General features: G+C 47.7%; 7 protein-coding genes. All 7 read right to left on the bottom strand.

Annotated features, from left to right (window positions below):
* Window positions 1-13: 13 nt before the first annotated feature.
* Window positions 14-1330, bottom strand: coding sequence for a phosphatase PAP2/dual specificity phosphatase family protein (locus tag G434_RS22205; RefSeq protein WP_001323165.1), 1317 nt, complete (start codon window positions 1328-1330; stop codon window positions 14-16).
* Window positions 1320-3077, bottom strand: a complete 1758-nt coding sequence (locus tag G434_RS22210; protein WP_016239011.1) for a bifunctional alpha/beta hydrolase/class I SAM-dependent methyltransferase — start codon at window positions 3075-3077, stop codon at window positions 1320-1322. Before G434_RS22210 ends, G434_RS22205 begins: the two co-directional genes overlap by 11 nt.
* A gap of 15 nt (window positions 3078-3092) precedes the next feature.
* The gene (locus G434_RS22215; protein WP_000890943.1) at window positions 3093-3989 is read right to left on the bottom strand and encodes a phosphatidate cytidylyltransferase; all 897 of its coding nucleotides are present in this window, start codon (window positions 3987-3989) and stop codon (window positions 3093-3095) included.
* Entirely contained in the window at window positions 3989-4594 is a 606-nt protein-coding gene (locus tag G434_RS22220) for a CDP-alcohol phosphatidyltransferase family protein (protein ID WP_000177494.1), read from the bottom strand. The genes G434_RS22215 and G434_RS22220 overlap by 1 nt, the downstream gene beginning before the upstream one ends.
* Before the next feature lie 168 nt (window positions 4595-4762).
* Window positions 4763-7069, bottom strand: a complete 2307-nt coding sequence (locus G434_RS22225) for a DUF2773 domain-containing bactofilin (protein ID WP_001323166.1) — start codon at window positions 7067-7069, stop codon at window positions 4763-4765.
* Window positions 7070-7132: 63 nt separating this feature from the next.
* Window positions 7133-7993, bottom strand: a complete 861-nt coding sequence (gene pdxI / locus G434_RS22230; protein ID WP_000097795.1) for a pyridoxine 4-dehydrogenase — start codon at window positions 7991-7993, stop codon at window positions 7133-7135.
* A 207-nt stretch (window positions 7994-8200) separates the two neighbouring features.
* Entirely contained in the window at window positions 8201-14020 is a 5820-nt protein-coding gene (locus tag G434_RS22235; protein ID WP_001189075.1) for a BigA/YdbA N-terminal beta-barrel domain-containing protein, read from the bottom strand.
* Between the last annotated feature and the right edge of the window lie 418 nt (window positions 14021-14438).

The raw sequence follows: 14438 nt of genomic DNA, 5'->3' as shown, positions 1-14438 counted from the left end.
CATCTCAATCCGCTTACCTGTTTGCCCATAATTTCAGCATCGCTTTGTGCTCTTCCTTAAGCATAATCCGCGAGCGTCTGGCTCGAATATAACTAATCGCTTCATCAACGGTTTTACAATGTCCGTAACATAACAGCCATGCCGCCACTACCAGCGCACTGCGCGATAATCCCAACGCGCAATGGACCAGAACGCTGCCTTGCTCTTCGCGTAATGTTTCCAGCATCGCCACGGCCTGTCGGAGCTCCCCCTCTTCCGGAACCACCAGATCCAGCATCGGTACACAGAAATAGAGTCGATCTTTTGTCGCTCGTCCCCGAGGGAATTCAAAGGTGACGTCCAGAACCGCATTCTGTGCCGGAATATGTCGTGGAAACGCCCCTAAATAAACACCAGCAGTAATTTTGCTCACCGGCTCCAGGCGACGACAAAACCAACGCATAGACAGCCACATCCCGATGCGCCAGGGCAATGTCAGCCAGTAAACGGCGGGCGGGAGTTTCCCCTGACTATCTTTCCCTGTTGTTATCGCGCCAAGCCCACCGTACCCACGGCCAATAATGAGTAGCGATAATACTGGCCAACATAACCAGACTGACCACCATAACTGAAGCATTATCATTAGCTCCATCAACACAATGCACGAGCCCGCGCCTACGACATATGGCAGTGCTATTTTGATTCGACGTTGATCAGGTTTCTGATAATTCCAACGACGATCGACGGGCACCATCCAGTCAATCAACATACCTACCGCCAGCCCTGTGATGACATCAATAAAATGATGCTGCCAGGTCGTCAGAGTAGAAATAGCGATGAGTAAAAACCATCCGCCACAGACTTTACGCCACCTCTCAGCCAGATGCTGACGAAAGTGACGCCAAAGTAGCCAGCAGAGAATAATATGCAGCGAAGGAGACTGGTTATAAGGCAGATCAAACAGTTCAAGTTGCGAAAATAGCCATCCCGTCACCCCACTCACTTCAGGACGGATAAAACTAAACTTCAGCGGATAGAGCAAAAAACCGCAGCAGGCCATTACCGTTGCCAGAATAAGCCGGTGGACAAGTCGGCGCTGCTCAAATGTCGAGCTACAAACGAACAGCGAAAATCCATATAAAAGATCCAGACTCCAGTAAGGAAAAATAGTCCAGGGAAGAAAAGGGATCGCCGTTTCCCAACCGAATACCTGACTGGGGATATCATGGCTTTTAAGGTCCTGAACCGCGGTGAACTGATTAAGAAATCCATAGGTGAAGAAGAAAAACGGGGCCAGCAACAATAACCAGCCAGCTCCTTGTAGCAATACGTTCCGGCGTTCAGTTATCACGACGCACCGCCATCGAAACCGTAAAAATGCCCCACTCATCAATCCGTTGTGTGCATTTATCAAATCCGGCATCATGCACGAGCGAATCCATCTCCCCTTGCGAACGCACGCGCATCACCCACGGTTTACCATCTTTATGACTGGTTAACCCCCCGGCAATCAGCTCCAGTTGTGGGTGCCACGGCTGCCCGGTGTAGATGAGAATGCCACCCGGTTCGATGGCATTGGCAAGACCTGCGAGGGAGTTTTTTACCTGCTCATTTTCGGGAAAAAGCTCATACAGTCCAGAGACAATCGCCAGCGTAGGCCGCGGAGTTAACGCGCTGAGTTCCTCCGGGTTAAACGCATCGCCCTGTTCATAACGCACCCGCCCAGACATTCCCCGTTGGGCAATCATCTCTTGCCCCTGTGCAACATTTAACTCACTGTAATCACGTAACAAAATATCGCTTATGGCGGGCTCGTTTGCCAGCGCATCCAGTACATAGCGCCCATGCCCTGCGGCAATGTCAACCACGCGGACGGCTAAACCTTTGGCGTGGAGATCGGCAACGGCTTGTTTAATCAGCATTTGTAAATGGGTTTTGCGCTGGCGAATACCGCGCCAGCCAACACTGTTCAGGTAGATTTTGTCGATAAAGCGCCCGAATACGTTACTGCCTTGCGGTTGATTTTGATAGACATAATCCAGCGAACTGCCTGAATCAAAGCCGGTGCTCATTCCGAGATGCAGGCCCGCAGAGTGTGCCCCGAACAGTTTCATCGCCTTTCGCATAAAGCGATACGCCAAATCAACCGGCGATAACGGCACGGGTCCACCAGAAAGGAGCCGCCATCGATCCGCTGATGGTCCTGTGCGGTCTTCATGCTGATAATCAAATTTTTGCGACTTGTTAGCATATAAACGGCTGATAAAGCTTTGCATTTTTTCAAATGCCTGCGCCCTGTTCTCTTCACCCAACGTGTCGTGATAAAAGCCTGGCAGCAGATGCAGCTCTTTGAGAGGGCTACGTAAACGCTGATAAAAATCAATCTGCGGTTGGCGATGCACCACATAGTCATCGCCTGATATCAGAAGTTGCGTGGGGAGCGTAATCGCCGCCGCATCTCTAATAATACGTTCAGACGTTTTGTAGAGATCGAGCAAGATATTGACGGCAATCGCCCGTGTGATCAGCGGATCATTATTGAAACTCGCCACCCGTTGCCGATCGTGGGTCAGATAACGCCCTTTCACATAGGAATTAATAAAAAACAGACCACGCAGACGATGCCATAACGCCAGTCCAGGACGTGCCAGCGGCACATACAATTTAACCTTAAAGGCCGGAGATGCCAGCACCAGTCCGCGAATAGCAGGCGCATAATCATGAACCCATGTGGCAACCATCACTGCGCCGACGCTTTGCGCGATCACAACCACCTCTTCCAGTCCAACCTGGCTGTCGCTGGCAGCAAAACGGACAAATTCATCGACATCCTGCACTGAACGCGCAAGAGATGGGCTATAACCACGCGGCCCTGACGTTTTTCCATGCCCTCGGGCATCCCAGGCATAAAAAGCAGTATCTGGCATCGCCAGTTCATCAACGAGATGTTGTAGACGCCCGGAATGTTCATGACCGCGATGAAATAAGACTATGACCTTTTTCGCCCCGGGCTGTAAAGCGGGCCAGTGCCGATAAAACAACGCTGTATTATCACTGGTGGTAAAAAAATGTTCCCCAGGGATGCGTGAATTTTCCATTTTCTCTATTTTCCTTCAGTAACAGCAGTAGCGAATAAAATAAAAAAATACCGGAGCGGTGAAAATTAATGAGTCAATCCTGTCAAGGAGTCCGCCATGTCCGGGTAATAGTTTTCCACTATCTTTAACTCCAACATCTCGTTTGATGGCTGACATCACTACATCGCCGCAAAAACCACTAATACCAATTAACAAACCCGCTAATAATGCCTGTAATGTATTTAGCGGTGTCAGTAACGGTCCAATAATCAGTGACACAATCATAGTAGTGATTACGCCCCCCACCAGACCTTCCAGCGTTTTTCCCGGGCTGACTTTGGGGACCACTTTTCTTCTGCCGCAGGATTTCCCCCATAAATACTGTGCAATATCGTTTGACTCGGTTAATGCCAAAAGAAATAACACCAGTAACGCCTCGCCCTGGATATTTATGGTTGGCAACATTAACAACCAGGCGGCATGACTCAAGGCGAAAACGGTCATTATCCAGCCCCAAAAAATGGCGCTCACGGTATGCAGACAACCGGAGGGGTCACCCACAAAAACTCGCCAGGTGGCTAATATCAGAAACCCAGCCAAAGGTATAAATAACAGAAACAGCTCAAAACAATTAAAACCGATAAGCAAATAGTTAAGAGGAATACCCCAATATAACCAACGCGGAAAATGTACAGATATAAGCGTACAATATTCTTTCAATGCCAGAAAACTTATCAGCGCAAAAAACGTCAACGTCATCCAGCGTGGACCTGAAATCACCAGTGAAAAACAAATGACGATGCCCCACCAGGTACGAATACGTAATGTAACCTCCCCCCCTTTTCTCTCCGGTAACCGCCATACCAGAAAACGGTTTATCAGCGTTGCTAAAATTAACAACGCGAAAAGTGTTGCCAGAGATTTTTCCAGCATTATCTTTCAGCACTCATAAAAAGCACACTCCGACAACGATTAATCGCAGTCCAGAGAAGCAGAATTGAAGCAATGCTCCATAAAAAATTATTCCATTGCATCCATTGTGGATAAATGGCAATGGCCAGCCCCCACAGACCAAATATTAACGCGCGATCGCTTTTGCCAAATGGACCGACATAACTACGAATACCGTTAATCGTCTGCGCGAGTAAACCGCAAAACTCGGTCAATATGGTGCAAAATAACATGAGTATTACGAGTGATGCGTTACTTTCCGGTAAAAATAAAAACGGTAAATAAAGCGCAATATCGGAAATAACATCGCCTGTTTCATTCAAAATCGCCCCAAGACGTGTTTGCTGATTGCACTCACGCGCCATCATGCCATCCAGCGCATTGAGTGCCATACGGACAAAAAGCACGATGGGCAATAGCAGAAACATGCCAGGATATGGCACCAACGCCAACAACAAACCGGTGAGAAGAGAAAGTGCCAAAGCGGCAAGTGTGATCTGATTTGCAGACACTTGCAGCTTATGAAGCCAAAACATCGTCGGCCTTAACAGCGACTGAAAGAGCGGTTTTATCTGGTAGAGCGTCATTATCAATCCTTGATAATACGGTTTGCGCTATGGTGCATCAATTGCCCTGGCAGAGATATCGCAACACGCCGCTTCATTAAAAAATCAGAATATATCAAGGTACTGGGGCTCACTGTCAGGAATGATTATCCCCAATTAATCAAATAGTTAAAAATATAACGCTGTTATTCAATGCAACTCATCAAGTTTTCTCATCGCTTGTTCCCGTATTGCGCGCGTCTTACCGTTAAGCGCCAGCTGCCGAACTAAATCCAGTTCAGGGTTAACAAGCTCTAACGCCAGCAAAGGATCACGTTTCAGCCTCGCCTTCAATACATCAACTGGAAAACGGGGATTATTCATCGCCATAATCCACCACTCGGGATCAATTTCTGCCGCCAGTGCCGCAGACGGTGTATGGCGATTGTTAAGTGCGCCGAACTTGAAAAATGTAAGATTGCTTTTCGCCAGCGTACTCCACCATATACGATCCGGTTGTTTTGCCAGTACATCCAGTTGTGCTAACGCATCGGGGTCTAGTGCATAATAAACACGTAACGCTTCGTTAACCTGCGCACGAGAGCTGTTTTCCTGCTTCAGAAAAAACTTCGCCCAAATATCATTGCGTGGCATATTTTGCTGTAATTCCTTGAGGACAACAGCGGGTAAATTATCCCAACTAACTAATGCACTCTCTAAAAAGTCCCAGCCTTCCGAACGTATCAGAGAGGTGGCATTTAATAGCATCTGGTCATCAACTTCACCGTGGCTAATCAGCTCAGACAAAATCATATCAGCGCTGGTTTCATATGCTGCAGAATCTGCTTTCGGATTATTTTTTCGATGCGATAAAGCGCGATGCCAAATTTTTTGTTTCATCGCCGTACTCAGATACTGATTTTTCGCCAGATTACTCCACCCCGCAGGATCGTTGAAACGTGTCAATAACCGTTGTAAAGCAGCGTCAGAGTGAATTACCTGCATATCCCCACAGCAAAAATAGGCAGGAAATTTTTTCTCCATCTTTTTAACAAAATTAAACTGTAAGTTATCTGGCAATGCTAAAAATAACACACGTATTAGATCATCGTCATTCTCGAATTTTTGGTGTAAATATACTGCTATTTTGTCACTCTCTTGTGGCGTCATCCGCAACAATTGACCATGGTGTTTCATCTCTGCCAGCTTTGACGCTAAGCTTGTGACAACATCGTTTGATGAATCGTTCGCCAACTGCATTGCCTGATTGTAGCTGAGTTGTCCTCCAGCACCGACCTGACGAATAGAGGAATCATCACTGCGGATATAGCCATCAATAATGGATTCGGGCAATAACCACGCATCTTTATAAAGCTCCTGAATGATCATATCCCAATCTCTTTTCGCCAGAGTCATGACGATATCCAGAGGGAGATTTTCACGTAGCGCAAGATTCAACGGACCGACACCATCAGGTAGATGACTCATTCGCGTCATTATTTCGACAGAGAGCGGTTCACGGTCGAGCAACCCCAGAACAACAGGCTGGTAACCCAATTGCTGATCGGTCAACTCCAGAATCTCATTGTCAGGCATATATCTCGCCATACTTTCAATCGTTTGTTCATCATTGCTATTAATAAGTTGTTTGCGTAGGTTAGCTGAAATTCCTTTAAGCCTTGGGAGAGTTCGCATTATGGCAAGATCAAATGTCGCAATGTCTCGTCCTTCAAATGCAGCAACGTTGCCTTCATCCAGCATTTGTAATTCCTGCACTAACTCAGGAGAAGGCTTAGGGCGAAACAGCGCTTCTTTTTTCATCAGATTACAGACATTCCCTGCCATGCGAATATTGCTTCGCTTAAAAATTTCTTTCAGAGCATCTTCATCATTTATTAGGCCCCAATAATATGCATCAGGATTTATTATCATCAGCGCTTTTTTGACATTTTCAGTGTCATTTTTGTCACTCGCACGGACCATGAATTCACTATTTGTCGAAGACGCAACAACAGGTGCAATTATGTCATTGATAAATATCCCACGCGCATTAATACTCCCCTTAATCGTAGACGGATTATCGTAATATGAGTCGATAAATACCAGTCCACTTGCATTTATCGAACCGGTAATTAACAGTGGTGAATCCGTAACTATATTCGTTGCCGTCACGTTACCGAGAATAACCCATGGATTAGAAAGAGAGAAAGTGGAAATATTACCTTTGACTGTCAAATTGCCAAGAACAATCAATTTTTGATTACTCTCTATATTACCTTCTACCACTAAATCGCCACGATGCACTTTCCAGTCCGATGCAGATAAACCGAAGGGGACAAGATTCACGCTACTGTTGATAGCTTGTTCAACTTGTTGTTTATCTTCAGCGGTAGCCGCAGAAAAAAATGGTTCAATATCAACTGCATTTGCAACACATCGAAGTTCCGCCTGTACTGGAAGACTCAGCATAAACAGGGGAAGTAAACCTATCCAGCTGCAAATCCTGGGCTTAAACATATGCACTCCATGCCATTAAAAAAGAAACAAAAGGGAAATGCATCTTTCCCTTTTGTATATTCGTTATTCTCGCGAAATACCATCCAACGTAGACAACACTTCCTCAGAAAGATGCAATTTTTCAGCAGCCATATTCTCCCGTAAATGCGCAACAGAAGACGTCCCTGGGATCAGCAAAATATTCGGTGAACGTTGTAACAGCCACGCCAGCGCCACCTGCATTGGTGTTGCACCCAGGCTCGCAGCAACATCGGAAAGCGTGGAAGATTGCAGCGGCGTAAAGCCCCCGAGCGGAAAGAACGGCACGTAGGCAATGCCGTCACGAGCCAAAGCTTCAATCATTGCGTCATCAGCACGATGAGCAATGTTGTATTCGTTCTGCACACAGACGATTTCGACAATCTTGCGCGCCTCTGCAACCTGCGTCGGTGTGACGTTGCTTAGGCCAATATGTTTTACCAGGCCTTGTTGTTGCATCTCTGCCAGCACGGTCAGGCTGGCTTCTATCGATCCTTCCGCTGGGCCATGACCATCCCCCATCATAATGCGCAAGTTAACCACATCCAGTACGTCCAGCCCGAGATTACGTAGATTATCGTGCACCGCTTTTTGCAGCTCTGCCGGAGAAAATGCGGGCAACCAGGATGCGTCCTCTCCACGCCGCGCACCAATTTTAGTGACAATTGTCAGGTCGTCAGAGTAAGGATAAAGCGCTTCGCGGATAATCTGATTGGTGACGTGCGGACCATAAAAGTCGCTGGTATCAATGTGATTGACGCCCAATGCCAGCGCCTCACGCAGCACGGTTATAGCGACGTGGCGATCTCTTGGGGGGCCAAAAACCCCAGGACCTGCCAGTTGCATCGCGCCATAACCAAGACGGTTAACGGATTTTGTACCGAGAGTAAATGTATTGCTGCTCATCGCACCCTGCCCTGTAATAAAACGGATTAAGAAAAATCAGTATAGAAACGAAAAGAGATAAATAATGCGAAGGCGTAAACAAGATTACTGGATGAGTTGCTCTGTTATCCTTGAAGACACCAAAACAAAACGCCTAAAGCATCGCATCCGGCAATAAAAAACCGCAACCTGTATCAGCATTGCGGTTTGTGTATCACATGCTAAAAATTAGAACGTTTTCTTGAAGTTCAGCATCACGCCTTTATCGCTGATGCCGTCCTCTTTCCAGTGGTAAGCATCCAGATTCAGCGAACTTTCTTTGCTGCTGTACTTCACGCCGACGCTTGCCAGGCTGTTGATGCCGCCGCCCTTCTGACCGTCATCGACATTAAAGTGCTGACTGCCTGCGCCTGCCAGGCTTGCCGTACGCTGGCTCTTCGCGTAGCTCAGGTTCGGCCCGCCTTCCAGCGTAGCGCTAGCGCTCCAGCCGTCTTTACCTGCGTAATCCAGTTTCAACCCGACGATGCTGTCCACCGCCGTTTCGCTGCCACTGTTCATATTCAGGTTAAAGTCTCCGGCATTGCGCTCTTGATAGCCACCTTCCAGTGTGTGACGCAGTTTAACACCCGCATATGGCGTAACCTTCAGTCCTTCGCTCGGTTCGAAAGTCTTCGCCCCTTCGCTGCGGAACTCCAGGTACTGCTGCTTCACGTCGGTATCAGCCGTTTTGTTTGTGTTGCTAAATGCAATCGAACGGCTGCTGTCAAGGTTGTGAACGTCATAACGCAATGCGTTATTCCAGTTCATGCCGTTGTCGAAGGACATCTGATGTTTCAGGCCAAAGAACTGGCTATAACCGCCTGTAACGCCATTATCACCCGCTTTCTGCGCACCGTCGCCATCGAGGCGCGCGATACCGTACTCCAGACTCATCGTCTGGCTTTCGCTCAGGTCGATGGTTTTACGCAATGCCAGCATGTCGTACTCGGTATTGTTCCCCAGCTCCGCGCGCGGATCGCCTTTCGCAACAACGTTGAACGCCAGACCGTTACCCACTTTCGGTGCGGCATCCGCCAGCATGCTAAAGCGGTTGCTTAGCACGCGCGCTTCGCGGAATACCGTGGTCGCCTGGCTACCGCTGACCTGTTTCAGGGCACTGTTCAGTTCGGCAGTCGTGCCGACGTTCAGGCTGGTATACAGCTCGTTGTTGGTGTAACCCGCATCCAGTGCTTTCGCGACGTCATTCACCGAAGCATCGGTCGCCACATCGGTATAAGCGTTTTTGCTCATAGTGACGTCAACGTTGCCGCTGGCATCGGTGCTGCCTTTAGCGTTCCAGACAACAGTAGAGGAAACGATGTTATCCACACCGCTGATGTTTTCGCCTTTGAATACATCGTTAACGACAACGGTGGTGTCCGCAGTTCCTGCACTAAACCCGGCGTTAACACTCACGTTGTCGCCAATAACCAGGTTATTCGCGCTGAGCGTACCCGAACTCCCGTCGCTGTTGGTACCAATGGTATAGTTGCTCAGCAGTTGCGGTGCATTTGAATCGACAGGTGGCGTTGGAACATTACCTTGTGGCGGCGTGGTTGATGCCTCTGGTACGGTAATATCCGCAGTACCGTTGTGATCGTTTTGCGCCCCCGTCGTTCCTGGAGCATAAATATCGCATCCGGTGTCACACAGCAGATTAATTTCACCGTTGTTAATGATGGCTTTCGTTTGCCCACCAAACGCCCAGGAGTTATCGGCATAGACATTAATCACACCCGTTTGCGTGTTATTAATTGTCGTTTCCCGACCATTGCCCTTAATACCAATTAAACCTTCGCCGTTGGTTCCATCCAGTTGCCCCTGCTCAGTACCCACATTAATGATGCCACTGTTCACCAACTGGACAACATAGCTGGTTGTGCCGCCACTGATGCCCACTGCATTATCGCCCTGAACATTAATAACGCCAGCGTTAGCAAAGTTATAACCTCGTCCTAAATCAACCAACGGTGCAGCAGGATTAATACCATTTATCACTCCTGTTTCCGTATTCCAAATCCATTTCCCGTTACTGTTCGAGCCAGTATTTTCAGTTTTGATTGCGCTATAGCCATTTGTGGCCGTGATGGTGCCACGGTTAACCTGCGAAACAGAATCACTGGTTCTGGTTACATGAATAATCGCGTTTTCCCCGCCCGTTACCGCATTACCGCTATTTGTCAGGGTCGCGCCAGCCTCATTGAAGAACAGGAAACTTCCGTTGACGAGTGAGTGGCCATCTTCGGTCACCGTCATTTCATCGGTATTCACCACATTCTGTTGGTAGCTGTCTCCGGTAATTGAACCATTAAATTCGCCTTCATTAAAGAAGGAAACCGCGCCATTCAACGTCAGCAGATCGGTTGTTATGCTCCCTGTTTCACGGTTATATATCGTGGTTTTGCTGTTAATGCTGTCAACATCCAGGTGACCACTGTTTTCCAACCCCTGGTTTACGCTCAGTTCGCCGTTGATTGTTAGGCTGGCATCAGGTTGGTTGAATATCCAGCCATTTGCTATAACGTCGCCGTTAAGCGTTTCGTCGCCATAGTTTGCCAGGTTATTAACTGCGATAAAACCGTCGCTAGTTGTAGTTTTACTGATGCTCTCGCCGCTGCCAGACAGCTCACTGAGAATATCTTTGTCATCCGGCGTAACGCCAATGTGGGAATCACTTTCATCCATTGGATTACCGAAAAGATTAATTTTTCCATAGTTGAGAATGGTGCCGGTGCCATCTTTATAAAACGCCTGGCCAATATCAGTGTTAATATTAATAACCCCATCCTGGTCATTAATCGCCAGACCACCCTGAATGGCTCCCATCGCGAACAGTTGGTTATCTTGCTGCTTCGTCACGCCCTCATCGGCGGTGAGATTGATTGTCCCTTGGTTTACAACGGTCCCACCGTTCATCGCCAGCATGCCGAAGCCTTCATTCTTAACGTTGATGATACCGGTATTCACCGCTTTAGCATCACCGTCGCCGGTATCCGTTGAACCTGCCAACATCCCGCCCCCCATCAGATATACGGAATTGGTCTGCCAGTAAGTTTCATCAATAATATTACCGTTTTCATCTACTATTGGAACAAAGCCGTCGACATTTATCTCGCCCGCATTGGTCGCCGTTCCTTTTGAAGCGGAAACACCATAGGTTCCTGCACCATGCAAATTAATGGTTGCTCCTGTTTCATTGATTACCGATCCGTAATTACTGGCCAACAAGGCATAACCCGTGTTGTGATACCATTTGATCGGGCGCTCGTTAAATCCTCCGCTGCTAAAAGGCCGGGTAATGGATGTCAGATTGATTGTTCCTCCGGAGGCATTTTTTGCCTGCGAGTCATCGCTTCTTGCCATCATTCCAGCAAAGAAAGTGTGTGATTCAGCATCTGGCCTGATATTAATCACCCCGGCATTGACAACTTGCGCCCCCGAATTCGCCATCATTAATTCTTGAGCATCGGTTGTATTAATAATGCCGTTGTTCTGAATAACAGACTGGTTTCCCGTAGCAACAATTAACGATGCATCGAAAAAAAGATAGTCACTATCTCTCACTGAACTCTGAATCTCGGTTATCGCGTTTTCATCAAATATGACATTCCCGCCATCAGCCACCGAAATCAGAGAGAAGGATCCCAATATCTGTCGGGTATTCATTACGGAATGACCACTTATATTGACGGTATTATTTCCTGTTACCTGCACACCTTTGATAGTATGTCCACCACTATCACCAGAGATATTGATACCACCATCGAGATTGATGGTGTTGTTTGTACCCAAAACAACCACGCCGTAAAGACTGTTTTCATCCCCCAGGTAATCCGAATCGACAGTAATATTGATGTCGCCTTCCAGATCGACAGTATTGTTTTCCCCCTCGATGGTAACGCCGGTTAACGACTGGGGTGAGGTGGACGGTTGGTCCCCCATACTGGACGTCACATTAATGTTTCCCGTCAACAGCATACTGCTGTCGTTGCTCATTATGCTGATGCCCGTTCCGCCCTGGAAAGTACCGCTGCCGTCACGCTCCTGAATGACATTTATATCACCGCTCAAATTCACTTGTTCACGATCGCCGCTGATCGCAACACCCGTACCGTTCAGCGAGACATCAATCTCACCCACGGTAGTAAATTGCGCGTCATCTCCGGTGATAACGATACCGATTGAGTCTTGATCTTTTACGGTCAGTTTGCCCTGATTATTGATTGTCGTCTTACTACCGCTGACTTCAACGCCGTGCCCCGCACCGTTAACGGTAATATCACCTTTCTGTTGCAACGAAACGCGATCGCCGACAATTTTCGCCCCGACAGAGTTTTGATCAACGACCATATCACCGGTGATATCAATGGTATTATCATCACCTGTAATGGTCACCCCGGTGGACTGTTTCCCGGTGACATCCATCATATTGGTGGACAACGACAGATCATTGTTTTTACCCATCACCTCCAGCCCGGTGGAAAAATCCCCGACATGCATCGCCCCGGCCAGGGCAATGTCGCTGGCGTCACCGTTAATTTTCACCCCGGTCGCCCTGTCGTCGGCATTTAAATCTCCAACGTTGATAAAGGTACTGTTATCGCCGTTGATCTGCACACCATTAGAGTGATCGTCCGCTGCACCTCCGCTAACGTTAATATCACCCATATTAATGAATGACGCGCGATCGCCGTTCAGCAGCACGCCCGTGGAATGCGCATCCACCACCGAAATGTTGCCCTTGTTGCTGACTTCGTTATTATCACCGGTGGCATCAATGCCATGCGCGCCACCGCTGACATTGATCCCGCCTTCCATTCTGATTCTGGTTGCGTTTCCTGCAACTTTTACCGATACCGAGTTGTCGCCATCAATATCGCTTTGCCCCATGTTGTTGATAACCGCGTTGTCACCCGTCACAATGACACCCGTGCCGCCGTTAGTGATCACTGCATCACCGCGGTTATTCAGGATTGCACGATCGCCGTTAACCACGCCCGCTGTGCCGCCATCGACAACCATATGGCCGTTATTGTTAACGGTAATATCGTTTCCGGTTATCGCCACAACCACAGAATCTTTTCCCGTAGCAGAAATATCACCGTCGTTATTAAGGGCGATCCTGCTGCCGTTTATTTCAATCACCGTCGCGCCATTCAGCGCGGCATTACCGCCCTGGTCGGTGAGCACCGCATCGCTGAGGTTAAATACGTTGCTGTTCGCGGGGTCATCCACCGTTGCGCCGACGGTTTTGGTGATATAGATAATGCCGTCTTTACCGTAACACCACGTCATACCGCCAAGGTTATTCACGCCGGTAATTTCTACCGTATTGGCATCGGTGTCGACATCCCAGCCCTGCACAATAGAGGTTCGGCCATCTTCAGCCGTCAGGGTGTAACTTCCATCACTGTTTTTGCTGTAGGTAAAGGTGGCATTGCGAATTTGCAGCGTGCCTTTGTCTTCGTCGAATGTGACACTGTTATTGAAGATTTTGGGCTCTTTTGGTGGAGTGACGTCGCCACCGTCATCTGGAGGAACAGGTGTATCACCACCGTCGTCTGGTGGAACTGGTGTATCGCCACCATCGTCTGGTGGAACTGGTGTATCGCCACCGTCATCTGGAGGAACAGGTGTATCACCACCGTCATCTGGTGGAACAGGTGTATCACCACCGTCATCTGGTGGAACAGGTGTATCACCACCGTCATCTGGTTCTGAACTGTCATGATGATCACCATCATTAAGCGCCATCACCGCGGCTCCTGTAACGACTGCAACCAGGCCAGCTGCAGTCCAGCTCATTACGGCGCTGTCATCAGAATCCCGACATTCTGATGGTAATTTAGCTAACTGCTCTTTGCTAATAGAATGAATATTCGCCGGACATGTGATCTTGCTGGATTTCCGGGTGTCATCAGTTATATCCAGGATCGATGTATCAGTTGCCCATGTCTGACCGCTCAATGCCATCGCCACACACACAGACAACAATTTTTTCCTTTGCATTTATATTTCCTTAGAAATAGAGCGTTGCACGCCAGTCGACAAAAATAAAAGCGGGCCTTTTTGACGGAACGCAAGACCATGATTGGTGTTTATATTCACGAAAGAAATATAAATAAAGAACCAATCAAAAATATGTGATGTTCTAATAATTTATACTATCCGTTGAAGTCAATTCAACTTAAATGATATTTAATAAGAGGTTAAGGCATTAAAAAACAATACACCCAGTAAATACTAAATAATATAACATTTCTTACAATTATAATTACACATAAAAAACCATCAAAAATAAAATAGACACTCCCCTATATCGGACTTATAACAATTCAATAGATGCAAATAAAAATCGCCTTAGTCCAGAACTTATTTTCCCTTAAATATTCACAAAATGGCGCAACATAATGAATATGGATATGGA

Source organism: Escherichia sp. KTE172 (assembly GCF_000408845.1).
In the GTDB taxonomy this organism is placed as follows: domain Bacteria; phylum Pseudomonadota; class Gammaproteobacteria; order Enterobacterales; family Enterobacteriaceae; genus Escherichia; species Escherichia coli.
Note: the sequence above shows the minus strand (reverse complement) of the source record. Positions and strands in the feature narration are given on the sequence as shown.